The sequence below is a fragment of the Streptomyces sp. NPDC015171 genome, from assembly GCF_043079545.1.
Taxonomy (GTDB): domain Bacteria; phylum Actinomycetota; class Actinomycetes; order Streptomycetales; family Streptomycetaceae; genus Streptomyces.
This window is the reverse complement of sequence record NZ_JBIBUO010000004.1, coordinates 471,498-486,813: the sequence shown is the minus strand read 5'-3', so window position 1 is coordinate 486,813 and position 15,316 is coordinate 471,498. Positions and strand designations below refer to the sequence as shown.

Below are 15,316 nucleotides of genomic sequence, written 5' to 3'. Positions count from 1 at the left end.
GGGCTCGCCGTCGTACGGCAGCGGCTCAGCCGCTCGCGCGCGGGGTCCGAGCCGGACCCAGAATCCGGCTTCGGCCCGGACCGCGTCGCACTCCGGGTCGGTGCACCACCAGTGTTCCGTCTCCCGTTGTTCCGCCGGCGAACGGCAGAACCGGCACAGGAGCGTCACGGGGTGCGGTGGCGGCCGACGTGCGCGGCGCGCTGTGGTCCGGTGCCGCGCGTGATCGCCTTGCGCTCGCCGACCGGCCGCCGGTGTTCGGCGCGGCGTGCCGCCCACTGCTCCGACGGCTCGTCGGCGTCGTCCACGTGCGGCTCCTCAGATGCTCCAGGTACGGGAGGGGTCATCCAACCAGGCCCCGCCGGCCGCCAGGTATGACGGTGAGCCCGAACCGCTCGATGGAGGGACGTTCCCCCTTGAAGCCGGAGCGGCAGACGAGTCGGGCTGTACGCCGGGGACTGTCAGCGCAATGCTATGACCTGCATAAACGTGCAGGGATGGTGCTTCCGTGGCTACTTTGATGGCTACGCAACAGGACGTCCCCGCCCGGATCGGCCCGGACGGAGACGTCGTCGCTCCTGAGATCAGTCGGTCCCCTCGATGCGTTCGAAAATGTCCGCGTCCGTCTCCCGCTGCCAGACCGGCAGGTCGGACCAGTCGGCGACATACCCGGGCTTCGGGTCTTCGAAGTGCCGGAACATCTGGGCGGTCCAGCAGATCGCGACGAAGCGGCCCTTCTGCTCGCGGGTGAGCCGGGCCGCATGCCCGCCGCTTACCTCCATGAAGTCGCGCACCTGCCCGTACACGGCGGCGGCGGCTGCGCGCTCCCACTCGGGCGTCTCGTCCCACGGCGTGACGTAGCCAGGCTTCGGCTCACCGGGATAGTGCTTGTTCACCCCGTCGATCCACGCCTCGCGGAAGATCCGGCCGTCATTCATGCGCGTGTCCCTCTCATCATGCGGTGCGCGAAAGCGCCGCGATTCGGTGATCAAGAGTCGAGACTCGGTCATCGGACATGAGCGGGGCAAGACGCCCGCGAAGCCCATCCAGCTTCTTGCCGATGAATCCCGAATTCGACCGGTCGGCGAGTCCGAGTGCTTGTTCCGCGTAGTGCACGACCTGGTCGATGTCCCGCCTGTGCGCCCCGAGCACGGCGAGGTCGCTCAGAACAGCAGCGCGGCGACGCGGGGACAGAGGCTGGGCAAGGGCTGCGGTGAGCGCTTCCTCGGCGAGATCAGGGCGGCCCAGTTGGAGGTAGCAGGCCCCTCTCTCCTCTGCCAGGCGGGAGCCGTCGAAGCGGAGCCAGCCTCCGTTGTGGGAGTGAGTGCCTTCGAGGGCGTGCACTTTCTCGGCTTCGTGCAGAGCCCGGTTGCAGGCGTCGAGATCGCCCACGGCCGCGTACGCCTGCGCCTGGACGGCCGCGACCCAGTGACGGGTGGAGAGAGCGTCGTCGCCCCTCTGGGCGATGCGGAAAGCTGCCGCAAGCAGGGGTTGGGCAGCGTGTGCGCGTCGCGCGTACAGCTCGACGTACGCGTGGCGGGTCATGGCACAGGCCCACAGGTCGTGGTCGCCGGCGGCGTAGGCCGCGTTGGCGGCCAGGGTGTAGCACTGCGCGGCGTCGGTGTACCGATTGGCGTCGAAGAACAGCTCACCGACGAGCTGGTAGACGTCGGCCGTCATCCGACACAATCGGGACCGGTCCACAGCGGTACGGGTCTCGGTCAACCCCTTCGCCATCACATCGAGCTGCGCGCGAACCGCAGGGAAGACGACCTGCTTGGCGTCCGATAGCGCGTAGACCTGCCAGAGGCTGCGGTGGAGGGCGTCCCCTGTCTCCAAGAGCGTCGATACTGCCCGCCCTCGGGCGGCCTCACCGGGATCGGGAAGAGCGACCAGCGCACCTGTAACGGCGAGCAGACCCAGGACTTCGCGGCGCTTCATGTCGTCATCATCACCATGGAGAAGGGGTGGAGCAGCGGAGAGCCCGGCTGTCTCGGCCTGCTGTTCGTCAGAGAGAAGGGCTTCCAACTCAGAGAGGGTCACTCCCAACAGCTCAGCGATCGTCGGCCGTTGGTGGGGACGCGGGGTGGCACGACCACTTTCCCAACGGACCACGGTGGACGTGGCCACCGAGAGCGCTTCTGCGAATTCCTCCTGAGAGTAACCCCGAGCCGCGCGCCGTTCCGCAAAATGCTTACGCCTCGACGTCATAGGTCTCCCCTCACGAGAACCCTTGCACGCACTCATACCCGCCACGCGCCAACGCCTGGAAAACGCCCGGGTATTGCGCGAGGTCCGCTCTGGGAGAAGGTAACGGATCGTCGTTCACTGGTCACACGCCGCTCGGAGGCCGAAGGACCCTCCGGGTGGTTCTCACGGAGAGGAGCGACCACGTGACGACCTCCGGACTGCCCCGCAGGCACCCTGGCGCCAGTGGCCGTACATACACGCCGCCGGAGCCCCGGCCGGGTGCGCCGAGCCGGGCTCTGCGGGTGCGAGCGGCCGGCGGCTGGGAAAGGTTCATGCGCCGCACCGAGGCCCGGCAGGAGCTGGAGGAGTGAACCCGGTCGGTTCCGACGGCTACGAGCACCACCCGCTCCTGGACACGCATGTCCGTGACATCGCCTCGCGTGGGGAGGGTGTGCTCGTCGCCGTCACACACGAGCTCCGCAGCCACGGCACGGTCCGCATCGCGCACATCCGGCCCGCGTCCGGAGTCGAGTGGACGACCGCGGCCGACAACATCCAGGCCGCTCGCCCCTGAGTCGCTGCCTGCAGATCGCCGCCGCGCTCCCTGACGCAGGCGGCTTCCCGCACCACCCCCTTCAACCCAAGGAGTCTCATGACCACCTCTGCCGCACTCCCCTCCCCCACGCGGCCGTGGGGTGCGGGCCGACTCGCGCCCTACCCGACGGTCATCCGCCGACCCCACGCCGCGGTCGCCATCGACCCCACGACGCAGCTCGGCGTGTTCCGCGACCGCGTCGGGCAGGTGGTCGAGATGGGCAAGCACGGCACCAGCTCCGGTACCGAGACCTCCACGACGACGAACTCGGACTCCCGGAACGACCAGGGTCACGACCAGGACAGCAACCAGGACTGATGGCCATGACCGAGAAGAGGCCGGTTCTGGTGGCCACCGAGGCGGACGACATCACCGCCGACATGGTGATCACCGAACTCAACCGGCGCGATGTGCCGGTGGTCCGGTTCAACCCCGCCGACATCGGCGAAAACCTTACGGTCTCGGCTCGGTTCGGCACCTGCCCGGCCCCGGTGGTCGGGCAGGTGCGCACCCCGTCGAGAACCGCTGATGTGACCCAGGTCCGGTCCGTGTAGTGGCGCCGCCCGGAATGGCCTACGTTTCCCCACCTGTCCGCTGACGACTCCCGGTTTGCGGCGGCGCAGGTCCGCTACGGATTGGGGGGCACCCTCTACGCCCTGGACGGCCCGCTCTGGGTCAATCACCCCCCGCGCGTTGCCGCAGCCGATTACAAGCCCGCGCAGCTCGTTCTCGCCCAGCAACTCGGCTTCACCATCCCTCCCACCCTTGTCACCAACGACCCGGAAGAGGCCTGCGAGTTCGTCCAGGCGCAGGGGCAGGCGATCTTCAAGACGCTGCGATGGACCCCCTACACGCGTGATGGCGTTCCGGTGACGGGGTGGGCTGCCCCCGTCGCGCCCGAGGAGATCGACGACAGCGTTCGGGTCGCGCCCCATCTGTTCCAGGCCCGCGTGGACAAGGTCGCCGACGTTCGCGTACTGCTCGTAGGCCAGCACACGTTCGCCGTACGCATCGACTCCGACCTCCTGGACTGGCGCAAGGACTACAGCGCCCTGACCTACACCGTGGAGCACCTTCCCGACCGGGTGACCAAGGGACTGCATGCCTACCTGGACCGGCTGGATCTGGTATCGGGAAGCTTCGATCTCGCGGTCGACCGGGCGGGGGACTACTGGTGGCTGGAACTGAATCCCAACGGACAGTGGGGGTGGCCGGAGACCGAGACTGGCCTCCCGATGTCCGCTGCCTTCGCCGACCTACTCGTACAAGGAGATCGCCGATGACCGACCCGGCATCCGAGCGACGCCGCATGGCGACCGTTCTCATGAATCAAGGGGTCCTGAAATCCCCCTGGCTGCGTGAGGCCGTCGAGTCCGTCCCTCGCGAGCGGTTCCTCCGCCCGGGAGTCTTCCTGGACGAAGGGCGGACCTGGCGGCCCGTCACCGCAACCGACACGAATCCGGACGAGTGGCTGAAGATCGCATACAGCATCGACACCCTCACCACCCAGCTCGACGGCCACCTCACCGCCGACCAGGTCGAAGAACCCGTCGTGGGCGTGCCCACGTCCTCCTCGACCGACCCGGCCACCGTCGTCGGCATGATCGAGACCCTGGACCTCGTGACGGGCCACCGAGTCCTGGAGATCGGCACAGGCACCGGCTACTCCACAGCCCTGATGTGCCACTACCTCGGCGAGGACGACGTCGCCACGGTCGAGGTCGACGCACAGGTGGCCGCACGCGCCGATGCCGCTCTCGAAGCCGTCGGCTTCTCGACCTGGACAGTGACGGGCGATGGGCTCCTGGGCCACCCGTACCGGGCACCGTACGACCGGGTCATCGCCACCTGCGCGGTCCGTCGCATCCCGTACGCGTGGATCAGGCAGACGAAACCCGGAGGCGTTGTCCTCGCCACGGTCGGCTCGTGGCCGTGGGGAACCGGTCTCGCGAAACTGACCGTCGGCGATGACGGCACCGCCGAGGGCTCGATCGTCGGGCGCTCCTCCTTCATGCAGGCGCGGGCCCAGGCAGTGGCCCCCGTGACCGGCGATCTCTCCGCCCGGACCGCGTACGCGGACAGTGAGCGGCGCACTCAGGTGTCTCCTCTTGTCCTGGAGGAGTGGATGCCCGCCTTCCTCGCGCAGCTGGCGGCGCCCGGCGTTCACTTTGTCCGCGCGTCGGGCCGTGATGGCTCGCCCTTGCGGTACCTGTTCGATCCGGAGAAGGAGTCGTTCGCCGAGATCCTCGTCGACGGCGAGAACTGGATCGTCCGCCAAGGCGGTCCGGTGGCCCTGTGGGATGACGTGGAACGTTCTCTCGTCGCCTGGCAGGACGCCGGGGCGCCGGAGATCGACTCCGTACGGCTCCACGTGACGCCAACGTCCCACCGGTACTGGATCGACCAGGCGCCCTCCCTGTACTGGGAACACTGGATCACCTGACCCACTACGCTCCGGACATGGACGACGAACCGCTCTCCCAATGGGCCGAGCGTCGCGACGCGAGGATCGGGCAGCTCCGCGCCGTCCCCCTCGTGACCGGCGACGGCCCGAGGGCATCGCATCTGAACCCCGATGCGCCCCGTGCGATCCAGCGGTGGAACGGCCACCTTTGGGAGCCGCACGGCTTCGCGGCGAACCTCGCGGAAGCACGGCGCATCCTGTTTCCTCACGCCGAGGCCGCCTCCACCTGTGAGGCGACACCGAAGCTCGGCCCCGGGACCGGTAGACATCGGAAGCCTCCGGCGCCCTGATGACTCTGCTGGAGTGAAGGCCATGCCGTGCCTCTGAAACGGTTCCCATCCGCTGGACCACCTGCGGCACAGTGGCATCCATGAGCGGTGAGGCGACGCCCACGACTCCACGAGAAAAGGCCACTGACCTGCGGCATAGCAGGTCAGAAGCCGGAGCGGCAGACGAGTCGGGCTGTACGCCGGGTTCTGTTCCCCGGTGCCCTCGCGGGCGCCGGGGCGACGGCCATCCATCTAGGGCCGGCGTTGCCGCCGGCCTCGTGCGGTCTACCCGCGGACTCGGGCGGGCAGCCCTCGATCGTCCGCGCAGGGACGCTCCTCTTTCGAGGAGGCGGCCCCTTCTTGACCTTGCTCCGGGTGGGGTTTACCTAGCTGCCCAGGTCACCCTGGGCACTGGTGGTCTCTTACACCACCGTTTCACCCTTACCGAGGACCGAGATCCCCGGCGGTCTGCTTTCTGTGGCACTGTCCCGCGGGTCACCCCGGGTGGCCGTTAGCCACCACCCTGCCCTGTGGAGCCCGGACGTTCCTCGGGAAGCCCCCGAAGGGACTCCACGCGGCCGCCCGCCCGGCTCGTCTGCCGTGCCGACCATGGTACCGGGCGACCGGAGCGCCGCGGACCGGACCGGGTCCCGGAGCGCCGGCCCGGCCCGGCGGAGGCCGGCGCTTGACCCCGTCGCGACGTCAACGTCTGTACTGGTCCCATGCGGATCGGAGAACTCGCCGCCGCCGTCGGTGTCACGACGCGCACGGTGCGGCACTACCACCATCTGGGCCTGCTCCCGGAGCCGGAGCGGCTCGCCAACGGCTACCGGCGGTACAGCCTGCGGCACGCCGTCGCGCTCGCCCGGATCCGACGCCTGACCGAGCTGGGCCTCGGCCTCACCGAGGTCCGGGACGTGCTCGCCGACGACGCGGGCAAGGACCTCGCCGAGGTGCTCACCGAGCTGGACGAGGACCTGGCCCGGCAGGAGGAGGCGATCCGGGAGCGCAGGCGGCGGCTGCGAGTGCTGCTGACGGCCGGCGCGCTGCCCGCCGAGGGTCCCGTCTCGCCCGAACTGGCGGCCCTGCTGGCCGCGTTGCCCGACGACGGCTCCCCCATGGCCGCCAAGGACCGCGAGATCCTCGCGCTGGTCGACACCGGGGCGTCGCCGCGGGAGCGGGAGCGGCTGCTCTCCGTGCTGCGCGGCGCCCTGGACGACCCGGACACGGTGGCGCGCACCCGGGAGGCGTACGCGCTGCTGGACGCGCTGGCCGACGCCGCCCCGGACGACCCGCGGGTGGAGCGGGCGGCGCGCATGCTGGCCGGCTGTCTGCCGGACGGGTATCCGGCGGGCGGTACGCCGGGCCCGGACCACGCGTTTCTGCGCGCCCTGTACGCCGACTTCGCCCCCGCCCAGGCCGAGGTCATCCGCCGTACGCTGCGGATCCTGACCGGGGAGGGCGGATGACGACGGTCTGCCGGCTGGCCCGGCACGAGCTGCGGCTCCTCGGCAGCCTGGCGCTGTGGCTGGCCCGGCGCACCCAGGGCACCGGGGGCGGCCAGGCGTTCGGGTACGCGCGCGGGCAGGGCGCGATGCTGCTGGGGCTGGCCTTCGTGTGCCTGGTCGAGACCGTCGGGGTGGCCGTCGTGCTGCGCGGCGTGCCCGTGGCGCACGAGGTGATGCTGGTGCTGGACATCTACACCGTGCTGTTCGTGCTCGGGCTGCACGCGGCCTGCGTGGTCCGCCCGCACGTACTGACCGGCGACGAGCTGCGGGTGCGGTACGGCGCCCATGTGGATCTCCGGATCCCGCTGACCGCGATCGCCGCCGTGCGCCGGGAGACCCGGTTCACGCACGAGGCCGCCCCGGACACGCTCGATCTCGCCGTCGGCTCCCAGACCTCGGTGACGGTCGCGCTCTGCGAGCCGGTCGAGCACACGGGTCTGTTCGGCCGGCGCAGGCGGGTCGGCGTGGTGCGCCTGTACGCGGAGGACGCCGGGGCCCTCGTCCGGGCGCTCACGCCGCGGTGAACAGGATCTTCGTGGTGCCCGGTTCGGCCCGGGCGAGCCGTACCCGCACGCGGGCGCCGAGCGGCAGGTGCTCGCCCTCGACCCGCCCGATGACCGCGGGGGACAGCACCTGGACGGTCCCGACGTTCGGCCGGTGCTCGTCCACCTCCACCACGCAGGCGTCGAAGACGTCCCCGACCCGGTCCTTGAGCAGGGCCGCCTCCACGATGTCGACGCACTCCCGCTCGACCGTGCCCGCGACGCGGGCCCCGTCGGCCATCCGCCGGGGCAGCGCGTCCAGCGCGGCGAGCACCCAGCCGGGCGGGTCCTGTCCGGCGACGGCGGCGAGGCAGATCTCGGCGGCGTGGCGGTCGGCGAGGCGGCGCAGCGGGGCGGTGCAGTGCGCGTAGGGCGCGGCGACGGCCGCGTGCGTGGTGAGCGCGGGCAGCGCGCCGTCCCGGAAGACGGTGTAGCCGGCGCCGCGCAGCAGGGTGGTGCACTCCTGGAGGAAGGCCGCGTGCTCCGGCCGGCTCGGGTCCAGGGTGCGCAGCAGCGCCGCGTACGACACATGGTGCGGCCAGTCGATGCGCAGGGCGGTGGCGGTACGGCGCAGCCGTCCGACGGCGCCGTCGGGTGCGGCCGGGAGGGTGCGCAGGATGCCGGTGCCGTGGGCGAGCATCAGCTCGGCGGCGGCCATGCCGGTGAGCAGGGAGAGCTGGGCGTTCCAGCCCTCGGCGGGCAGCGGGGCGCGATAGCGCAGCTCGTAGGCGTGGTCGCGTTCGACGATCTCCTGCTCGGGGACGTCGAGGGAGATCCCGCCGCGCTCGGTCTCCAGCCGCTCCCGTGCCTCGCCGATCTCCTTGAGCAGGGCGAGGGGTTCCTCGGCCGTCCCGGCGTCGAGGTCCTGCTGGACGCGGGCGTAGTCGAGCTTGGCGCGGCTGCGGACCAGGGCCCGCCGCACGTCGACGGCCGTGGTGCGGCCCTCGGCGTCCAGGTCGAGGGTCCACAGCACGGCCGGCCTGGTCTGTCCCGGGAGCAGGCTGGCGGCGCCCTCGCTGAGCACGGTGGGGTGCAGCGGGACGTTCTTGTCCGGGAAGTAGAGCGTGGTCACCCGGCGGTGCGCCTCGGTGTCCAGCGGGCCGCCGGGGGTGACGAAGGCGGCGACGTCGGCGATGGCGTACCGGACGCGGTAGCCGCCGCCCTGCCGGGACAGGTGGGTGGCCTGGTCGAGGTCGGCGGAGGCGGGCGGGTCCAGAGTGAAGAAGGGGATGCCGGTGGCGTCGTACGCCGGCGGGGCGGGTGCCCGCGCGGCGCGCTCGGCCTCCGCGCGGACCTCCGGCGGGAAGGTCCCGGCGATGCCCAGCTCGGCGCGGAGCGCGGCGAGCGCGGCCCGGAGGGGCTCCTCGGGGGCGCCGGTCACACGGATCCTGCGGCGGGGCATACAGCGAGCGTAGGTCGCGGCCGGGCGGGCGGCACGCCGTACCCTGGCGCGGAGGTCTACGTGAGGAGTACGTGTTGCTGGTCCTGCTGCCGCCCTCGGAAGGCAAGGCGAACTCGAGCGAGGGCGCCCCGCTGGAGCTCGGGTCGCTGTCCCTGCCGGGGCTGACCGCCGCGCGGGCGGCCGTGCTCGGGGAGCTGGTCGAGCTGTGCGCCGGGGACCCCGGGCAGAACGAGAAGGCCCGTGAGGTGCTCGGGCTGAGCGAGGGGCTGCGCGGCGAGATCGCGAAGAACGCCGCGCTGCGCACGGCCGGTGCCCGTCCCGCCGGGGAGATCTACACCGGTGTCCTCTACGACGCCCTCGGCCTGGCCACGCTGGACGCCGGGGCGCTGCGGCGGGCGGCGGACTCGCTGCTGGTCTTCTCGGGGCTGTGGGGCGCGGTGCGGGTGACGGACCGGATCCCCTCCTACCGCTGCTCGATGGGGGTCCGACTGCCCGCCCTCGGCGCGCTGGCCGGGCACTGGCGGACGCCGATGGCCGAGGTGCTGCCGGCCGCGGCCGGTGACGGCCTCGTCCTGGACCTGCGGTCGTCCGCGTACGCGGCGGCCTGGCGGCCGAAGGGCGAGGTGGCCGGGCGCACGGCGACGGTACGGGTGCTGCACGCGCCGACCCGGAAGGTCGTCAGCCACTTCAACAAGGCGACCAAGGGCCGGATCGTGCGCAGCCTGCTGACCGCCGGGGCCGTGCCGGAGGATCCCGCCGGCCTGGTGGAGGCGCTGCGCGGACTGGGCTACACGGTGGAGGCGGAGGCGCCCGGCAAGGCGGGCAAGGCGTGGTCGCTGGACGTCCTGGTGGAGGAGATCCACTAAGTCTCCCCGCGCGTGTTGCAGCATGCGCAACGCTCGTTGCGTGAGGTGCATGCGCTGGGCACGATGAGGGCATGACCCCTGCGCTGCCCTCCTCCTCGGCCGCCTCCGTCCTGGACATCGCCCCCGTCCTGCCCGTGGTGGTGCTCGCCGAGGCCGCCGACGCCGTGCCGCTGGCGCGGGCGCTGGTGGCGGGCGGGCTGCCCGCGATCGAGGTGACCCTGCGGACCCCGGCGGCGCTGGACGCGATCCGGGCGATCGCCGCCGAGGTGCCCCAGGCGGTGGTCGGGGCGGGCACGGTGCTCACCCCGGAGCAGGTCGGGGCGTGTACGGCGGCCGGGGCGCGGTTTCTGGTCAGCCCCGGCTGGACGCGGGCGCTCCTGGCGGCGATGCGCGGGTCCGGGGTGCCGTTCCTGCCCGGGGTGTCGACCACCTCGGAGGTCGTCGCGCTGCTGGAGCACGGGGTGCGGGAGATGAAGTTCTTCCCGGCCCAGGCGGCGGGCGGTACGGCGTATCTGAGATCGCTGGCCGGGCCGCTGCCGCAGGCCCGCTTCTGCCCGACCGGCGGGATCGGCCCGGCGACCGCGCCGGAGTATCTGGCCCTGCCCAACGTCGGCTGCGTCGGCGGCAGCTGGATGGTCCCGGCGGACGCGGTGGCCGCCGGGGACTGGGGCCGGATCGAGGAGCTGGCGCGGGCCGCCGCCGGGCTCAGGGACGCAGGTGGGACGTGTCGTTGAACAGCCGGACGCTGGCGTTGCCGTCCGCGTAGTACGCCACCGCCGACAGGGAGGCCGCCGACAGCTCCATCCGGAACAGCGAGGCGGGCGGGGCGCCGAGGGCGAGGCGGACGAAGGTCTTGATCGGCGTGACGTGCGTGACCAGCAGGACCGTACGGCCCGCGTGCGCCGCGACCAGCCGGTCGCGGGTGGCGGCGATCCGGGTGGCCGTCTCGGCGAAGCTCTCGCCGCCGCCGGTGGGGCGGGCCTCCGGGTCGGCGAGCCAGGCGTTCAGGTCCTCCGGGTGGCGCTCGCGAACCTCGCCGAAGGTCAGGCCCTCCCAGGCGCCGAAGTCGGTCTCGCGCAGGCCGTCCTCGATCGTGACGTCCAGGCCCAGGCGGGCGGCGACGATCCCGGCGGTCTCGCGGGTGCGGGCGAGCGGGGAGGCGAGGACGGCCTGGACGGTGCCGCGCCGGGCCAGTGCCTCGGCGACACGGTGGGCCTGTTCGCGGCCGGCCGCGGAGAGGACCGGGTCGGTGCCGCCGCTGCCGGAGAAGCGCTTCTGGGGAGTGAGGGGGGTTTCGCCGTGCCGCAGGAGGACGAACGTCGCGGGGGTGCCCAGATCGGGGGCGCTGCTCCAGCCCGGGGCCGACCCGCCCGCCTCCTGCGGGGCGGACGCCCGCTCGCCACCGGGGGTGCCGGGGCGCTCGCCGCTGGGGGTGCGGGAGCGGACGCCGGCGGGGGTGCCGGGGGCCTCACCGCCGCCGGGGGTGCCGCGGCGGCCGCCGCCAGGGGTGCCGAGGCCCTCACCACTAGGGATGCCGGAGCGGTCGCCGCCAGCGGTGCCGAGGCCCTCACCCTCAGGGGTGCCGGAGCGGTCGCCGCTCGGAGTGCGGGAGCCCTCGCCGCTCGGAGTGCGGGAGCCCTCACCACTAGGGGTGCCGGAGCCCTCACCCTCGTCGAGGGTGGCAGAGCGTCCGCCGTGGTCGGAGAGGCCGAGGCCGTCACCGCCGGGAGCGGCGGCGCCCCCACCGTCATCGAGAGCGCCGGAGCCCTGACCGCCGCCAGGGGCGCCGAGGTCCTTGCCGCCGCCGGGGGCGCCGGAGCCCTCACCGCCGCCGGGGGTGCCGGGGCGCTCGCCGGAGGGGGGTGCCAGCTGCGCGGCGGCCGTCGGGGCGGCGGCCCGGCCGGCTGCCGCGAGGGCCGCCCGCGCCCTGGCCGCGCCGGCGACGGCGTCCCCGGGCGGGCCCGAGGGCTTCGGGGTGTCCAGCTCGGCGCGGGACGCCGAAGGGGACCACTGTCCGCCCTTCGTGCCCGCGTCCATCGCCTCGTTCGCCAAGCGGTCCGCGTGCTTGTTCTGCTCGCGCGGCATCCACTCGTAGCTGACCTGGTCCACCGGGAGGACCGACCTGGCCTCGGCGGCCAGGGGTTTCATGTCGGGGTGTTTGATCTTCCAGCGGCCCGACATCTGCTCGACGACGAGCTTGGAGTCCATGCGGACACGGACCGACGCGGCCGGGTCGAGGGCGTGGGCGGCGCGCAGGCCGGCCACGAGACCGCGGTACTCGGCGACGTTGTTCGTGGCGACGCCGATGTACTCCGCCGCCTCCGCCAGGGTCTCCCCGGTCAGCGCGTCACGGACCACGGCCCCGTAGCCGGCGGGCCCGGGGTTGCCCCGTGACCCGCCGTCGGCCTCGACGATGAACTCCCGCACCCCTGAAGCCCCTTACAGACCGGATTCCGCCGTACGCACCAGGATGCGGTGGCAGTTCTCGCAGCGGATCACCGTGTCCGGCGCCGCGGCGCGGATCTCGCTCAGCTCGGTGATGGCCAGCTCCTGGCGGCAGCCCTGGCAGGTGCGGGCGTACAGCTTGGCCGCGCCGACGCCGCCCTGCTGCTGGCGCAGCTTGTCGTACAGCTTGAGCAGGTCGGCGGGGACGGAGCCGGCGATGACCTCGCGCTCCTTGGTGACCTTGGCGACCTCGCCGTCGATCTCCTCGAACGCCCGGCCCCGGCGGGCACCGGCGTCGTCGATCTTCGACTGGACGGAGGAGACCCGCTCGGTCAGCTCGCCGACCCGCTCCTGCGCGGCCTCACGGCGCTCCATGACCTCGAGGACGACGTCCTCCAGGTCGCCCTGCCGCTTGGCGAGGGAGGCGATCTCGTGCTGGAGGTTGGACAGGTCCTTCGGCGAGGTGACCGCGCCCGAGTCCAGGCGCTGCTGGTCGCGGGTGGCGCGCTGGCGCACCTGGTCGACGTCCTGCTCGGCCTTGGTCTGCTCGCGGGCGCAGTCGCTCTCCTCGGTCTGCGCGGCCACGAGCAGGTCGCGCAGCTGCGTGAGGTCCTTCGTCAGCGACTCGATCTCGGCGTGCTCGGGCAGGGACTTCCGCTTGTGCGCGAGCTGCTGCAGGCGGACGTCGAGGGCCTGGACGTCGAGGAGTCGGATCTGATCGGCGGGCGCGGCGTTCAGTTGGGGGCTCCTGTTAGCTAGAGGGGGTGCTGGCGGGGGTGGACGCCGCGTGGGCCGTCCAGGGGTCGGTGACCGTCTTGGAGACATGGACCCGCAGGTCCCAGCCGTGCCGGTCGGAGATCTCGTCGAGCTGGCTCGCGGCCAGCTCGCACCAGGGCCACTCGGTGGCCCAGTGCGCCGCGTCCAGCAGCGCGAGGGGACCGTGGGCCACCGCCTCGGACGCCGGGTGGTGGCGCAGATCGGCGGTGAGGAAGGCGTCGACACCGGCCGCGCGGACCTGGTCGAAGAGGCTGTCGCCCGAGCCGCCGCTGACGGCGACGGTACGGACGACGGCGTCGGGGTCGCCGGCCACCCGGATGCCCTGCGCAGTGGCAGGCAGCCGCTCGGCGGCACGGGCGGCCAGCTCGCGGACGGTGAGCGGGTGGTCGAGCTCGCAGACGCGGCCGAGGCCCCGGCGGCCCGCCGGGTCGGCCGGGTCCGGCACGAGGGGCCGTACGACCCGCAGGTCGAGGGCCCCGGCGAGAGCGTCGGAGACACCCGGGTCGGCGGTGTCGGCGTTGGTGTGGGCGACGTGCAGCGCGATGTCGTTCTTGATCAGCGTGTGCACGACCCGGCCCTTGAAGTGCGTGGCCGCGACCGTGGTCGTACCGCGCAGATAGAGCGGGTGGTGGGTGACCAGCAGGTCGGCGCCGAGCTTCACCGCCTCGTCGACGGTCTCCCGGACGGGGTCGACGGCGAACAGGACCCGGGTGACCTCCTGGTCGGGGTCGCCCACGACCGTGCCGACCGCGTCCCAGGACTCGGCCCGCTCGGCGGGCCACAGGTTCTCCAGCGCGGCGATGACTTCAGACAGACGGGGCACGCAGCAAGGCTACCTGGCTGTTCGGCGCGGCCGTACCGCATCCGCCCCGCTCTGCCCCGGTCAGCACAGACGCCCCGGTTTCCTCAGGTGAATCGCTTCTGCGCCACCCTTATGTGTGAAGCCGCAGTCCGCCGGTCCCACGCCTGTGCGTGCGAAAACTAGCTTCGTCGCCGGAGGTGACCGAACGATGACGGCCTGTGCGATCGAATCCCCGGCCACGGACGGGTCCGACGGCGCGGCGGGGGCGGGGTGCGCGATCACGGCGGACGGTACGTACGCCGCCCGGCTGGCGTCGGCCGGTGACTCCTGGTTCCCCGAGCGCTGGACGCTGGACGGCCCCGAGCCGTACGCGGTGCCGCTGCCGGGCAACCAGCCGGAGGAGCCCGGCACCGAGGTGCAGCCGATGGGCGACGGGCGGGTGCTGATCCACCGGCTGGTGGACGGACGGCACGCCTTCTCGCTGCTGTACCCGACCGGGCCGGGCACCGGCGAGCTGCCGCTGGGCGCGGTGGAGTGCGCCGGGCCCGGCACCCGGCTCACCCTGCTGCCGCCGGCGCCGGGGGGCGCGCGGGCGTACGCCCTGGCCGTCGGGCCGCGCTCCAGCGCGGTGTGGCTGGTGGCGGGCGGGGCGTTCGGCCCGGAGCGGCTGGCCGAGGTGCCGGGGCGCTGCTCGGGCGGGGTCTGGCTGGACCACGGCGGGCGGCTCCTCGCGCTCGACCGGGAGCTGGAGGGGCGCACCAAGACGGTCGTGGCGGACCTGGAGCGTGCGGGCGAGATCTCGCCGCTGCTGCAGATCGCTGACGACAGCGACGACCGGCTGCTGCTCGCCGACCCGGACAGCGGGCTGCTGCTGATCTCCTCCGACGCCCCCTCCCCCGGGCGGGAACGACTGGGCTGGGGGGTGCTCGGCAGCACCCTGCCGGTGCGGTTCCCGGAGTGCCTGCGGGTGCCGGCGGAGTGTGCGGTGACGCCGTTCGCGATCCAGCCGGGGCAGGTGCTGATGCCGGAGAACTGCGCGGTGGCGCTGCGCTTCGACGGGGCGTTCGGCACCTGGGTGGGCACCTGGCGGCCGGCCGAGCGGGAGGTACGGCATCTGCCGGCGCCGGAGGGATGGCTGGCGGGGGCCGGGCTGTGGACACCGGACGGGGTACTGCGGCTGCCGTACGCCACACAAGGGGCGCCGTGCGCGGTGGCGGACCTGACGGCGTCGCGGGGGGAGCGGGGATGCTTGCGGGTGGGCGGGACGGCCGGGGCAGGCGGGGTGGCCGAGGCAGGCGGGGCCGAGGCAGGCGGGCTGGCTGGGACGGCCGGGACAGACGGGGCGGCCGGGACAGGCGGCGCGGCCGAGGCAGGCGGGCTGGCTGGGACGGCCGGGACAGACGGGGCGGCCGGGACAGGCGGCGCGGCCGAGGCAGGCGGGCTGGCTGGGACGGCCGCG

The 15,316-nt window shown here is 73.0% G+C and carries 16 protein-coding genes, 1 other RNA gene and 2 pseudogenes; 10 read left to right on the top strand and 9 right to left on the bottom strand.

Annotated features, from left to right (window positions below; genetic code table 11):
• Positions 1 to 164: 164 nt before the first annotated feature.
• From ACF073_RS14400 to ACF073_RS14385, 4 genes and pseudogenes are all read right to left on the bottom strand, one after another.
• The gene (locus tag ACF073_RS14400) at positions 165 to 305 is read right to left on the bottom strand and encodes a DUF6087 family protein (protein WP_392069704.1); all 141 of its coding nucleotides are present in this window, start codon (positions 303 to 305) and stop codon (positions 165 to 167) included.
• A 276-nt stretch (positions 306 to 581) separates the two neighbouring features.
• Positions 582 to 935 carry a hypothetical protein gene (locus ACF073_RS14395; protein WP_392069701.1) on the bottom strand — a complete coding sequence of 118 codons (354 nt, stop codon included), beginning with the start codon at positions 933 to 935 and terminating at the stop codon, positions 582 to 584.
• 16 nt (positions 936 to 951) lie between these two features.
• Positions 952 to 1,938, bottom strand: a complete 987-nt coding sequence (locus ACF073_RS14390; RefSeq protein WP_392070003.1) for a transcriptional regulator — start codon at positions 1,936 to 1,938, stop codon at positions 952 to 954.
• Positions 1,939 to 2,073: 135 nt separating this feature from the next.
• Positions 2,074 to 2,208 (bottom strand): annotated as a pseudogene (locus ACF073_RS14385) (helix-turn-helix transcriptional regulator); the annotation flags it as partial.
• Between the two features lie 346 nt (positions 2,209 to 2,554).
• Here ACF073_RS14385 and ACF073_RS14380 point away from each other — a divergent pair.
• The 5 genes and pseudogenes from ACF073_RS14380 (at position 2,555) to ACF073_RS14360 (ending at position 5,536) form a co-directional block, all read left to right on the top strand.
• Positions 2,555 to 2,761 carry a hypothetical protein gene (locus ACF073_RS14380; RefSeq protein WP_392069699.1) on the top strand — a complete coding sequence of 69 codons (207 nt, stop codon included), beginning with the start codon at positions 2,555 to 2,557 and terminating at the stop codon, positions 2,759 to 2,761.
• 78 nt (positions 2,762 to 2,839) lie between these two features.
• Positions 2,840 to 3,100, top strand: a complete 261-nt coding sequence (tgmA, locus tag ACF073_RS14375; RefSeq protein ID WP_392069697.1) for a putative ATP-grasp-modified RiPP — start codon at positions 2,840 to 2,842, stop codon at positions 3,098 to 3,100.
• A gap of 5 nt (positions 3,101 to 3,105) precedes the next feature.
• Positions 3,106 to 4,065: pseudogene (gene tgmB, locus ACF073_RS14370) on the top strand (ATP-grasp ribosomal peptide maturase).
• Positions 4,062 to 5,225 carry an ATP-grasp peptide maturase system methyltransferase gene (tgmC, locus tag ACF073_RS14365; protein ID WP_392069695.1) on the top strand — a complete coding sequence of 388 codons (1,164 nt, stop codon included), beginning with the start codon at positions 4,062 to 4,064 and terminating at the stop codon, positions 5,223 to 5,225. Before tgmB ends, tgmC begins: the two are co-directional and overlap by 4 nt.
• A gap of 17 nt (positions 5,226 to 5,242) precedes the next feature.
• Positions 5,243 to 5,536, top strand: a complete 294-nt coding sequence (locus ACF073_RS14360; RefSeq protein WP_392069693.1) for a DUF6087 family protein — start codon at positions 5,243 to 5,245, stop codon at positions 5,534 to 5,536.
• A 159-nt stretch (positions 5,537 to 5,695) separates the two neighbouring features.
• On the opposite strand, the gene rnpB is transcribed toward ACF073_RS14360, so the two are convergent.
• Positions 5,696 to 6,109: RNase P RNA component class A (gene rnpB / locus ACF073_RS14355), an RNA gene on the bottom strand.
• A 128-nt stretch (positions 6,110 to 6,237) separates the two neighbouring features.
• Here rnpB and ACF073_RS14350 point away from each other — a divergent pair.
• Both ACF073_RS14350 and ACF073_RS14345 read left to right on the top strand, forming a co-directional pair.
• The gene (locus tag ACF073_RS14350) at positions 6,238 to 6,984 is read left to right on the top strand and encodes a MerR family transcriptional regulator (RefSeq protein ID WP_392069692.1); all 747 of its coding nucleotides are present in this window, start codon (positions 6,238 to 6,240) and stop codon (positions 6,982 to 6,984) included.
• Complete coding sequence (locus ACF073_RS14345) at positions 6,981 to 7,547, top strand: hypothetical protein (RefSeq protein WP_392069690.1); 567 nt, start codon at positions 6,981 to 6,983, stop codon at positions 7,545 to 7,547. The genes ACF073_RS14350 and ACF073_RS14345 overlap by 4 nt, the downstream gene beginning before the upstream one ends.
• Here the strand turns inward: ACF073_RS14345 and ACF073_RS14340 are convergent.
• Entirely contained in the window at positions 7,534 to 8,967 is a 1,434-nt protein-coding gene (locus ACF073_RS14340; RefSeq protein ID WP_392069689.1) for an RNB domain-containing ribonuclease, read from the bottom strand. The genes ACF073_RS14345 and ACF073_RS14340 overlap by 14 nt on opposite strands.
• A 74-nt stretch (positions 8,968 to 9,041) precedes the next feature.
• Here ACF073_RS14340 and yaaA point away from each other — a divergent pair, with 74 nt between their 5' ends.
• Together yaaA and ACF073_RS14330 are read left to right on the top strand one after the other, a co-directional pair.
• Positions 9,042 to 9,833 (top strand): peroxide stress protein YaaA, encoded by a 792-nt coding sequence (yaaA, locus tag ACF073_RS14335; RefSeq protein WP_392069687.1) that lies wholly within the window; start codon positions 9,042 to 9,044, stop codon positions 9,831 to 9,833.
• Between the two features lie 71 nt (positions 9,834 to 9,904).
• Positions 9,905 to 10,567, top strand: a complete 663-nt coding sequence (locus ACF073_RS14330; RefSeq protein ID WP_392069685.1) for a bifunctional 4-hydroxy-2-oxoglutarate aldolase/2-dehydro-3-deoxy-phosphogluconate aldolase — start codon at positions 9,905 to 9,907, stop codon at positions 10,565 to 10,567.
• Here the strand turns inward: ACF073_RS14330 and ACF073_RS14325 are convergent.
• From ACF073_RS14325 to ACF073_RS14315, 3 genes are read right to left on the bottom strand one after another with little or no spacing between them, the layout of a single operon-like run.
• Positions 10,539 to 12,260, bottom strand: coding sequence for a bifunctional RNase H/acid phosphatase (locus tag ACF073_RS14325; protein WP_392069684.1), 1,722 nt, complete (start codon positions 12,258 to 12,260; stop codon positions 10,539 to 10,541). The two genes, ACF073_RS14330 and ACF073_RS14325, sit on opposite strands and share 29 nt — an antisense overlap.
• A gap of 12 nt (positions 12,261 to 12,272) precedes the next feature.
• Positions 12,273 to 13,016 (bottom strand): zinc ribbon domain-containing protein, encoded by a 744-nt coding sequence (locus tag ACF073_RS14320; protein WP_392070001.1) that lies wholly within the window; start codon positions 13,014 to 13,016, stop codon positions 12,273 to 12,275.
• 13 nt (positions 13,017 to 13,029) lie between these two features.
• The gene (locus ACF073_RS14315; RefSeq protein ID WP_392069683.1) at positions 13,030 to 13,878 is read right to left on the bottom strand and encodes a Nif3-like dinuclear metal center hexameric protein; all 849 of its coding nucleotides are present in this window, start codon (positions 13,876 to 13,878) and stop codon (positions 13,030 to 13,032) included.
• Between the two features lie 187 nt (positions 13,879 to 14,065).
• Between ACF073_RS14315 and ACF073_RS14310 the strand changes: the two genes are divergently transcribed.
• The coding region (locus ACF073_RS14310) for a hypothetical protein (RefSeq protein WP_392069681.1) at positions 14,066 to 15,316 on the top strand (1,251 nt) is incomplete at its 3' end.

What these genes read in the sequence shown, in the direction of transcription:
- ACF073_RS14395 (WP_392069701.1), bottom strand. Translation starts at nt 935, where the DNA reads ATGAATGACGGCCGGATCTTCCGCGAGGCGTGGATCGACGGGGTGAAC.
- ACF073_RS14390 (WP_392070003.1), bottom strand. Translation starts at nt 1,938, where the DNA reads ATGAAGCGCCGCGAAGTCCTGGGTCTGCTCGCCGTTACAGGTGCGCTG.
- tgmA (WP_392069697.1), top strand. Translation starts at nt 2,840, where the DNA reads ATGACCACCTCTGCCGCACTCCCCTCCCCCACGCGGCCGTGGGGTGCG.
- tgmC (WP_392069695.1), top strand. Translation starts at nt 4,062, where the DNA reads ATGACCGACCCGGCATCCGAGCGACGCCGCATGGCGACCGTTCTCATG.
- ACF073_RS14360 (WP_392069693.1), top strand. Translation starts at nt 5,243, where the DNA reads ATGGACGACGAACCGCTCTCCCAATGGGCCGAGCGTCGCGACGCGAGG.
- ACF073_RS14350 (WP_392069692.1), top strand. Translation starts at nt 6,238, where the DNA reads ATGCGGATCGGAGAACTCGCCGCCGCCGTCGGTGTCACGACGCGCACG.
- ACF073_RS14345 (WP_392069690.1), top strand. Translation starts at nt 6,981, where the DNA reads ATGACGACGGTCTGCCGGCTGGCCCGGCACGAGCTGCGGCTCCTCGGC.
- ACF073_RS14340 (WP_392069689.1), bottom strand. Translation starts at nt 8,967, where the DNA reads ATGCCCCGCCGCAGGATCCGTGTGACCGGCGCCCCCGAGGAGCCCCTC.
- ACF073_RS14330 (WP_392069685.1), top strand. Translation starts at nt 9,905, where the DNA reads ATGACCCCTGCGCTGCCCTCCTCCTCGGCCGCCTCCGTCCTGGACATC.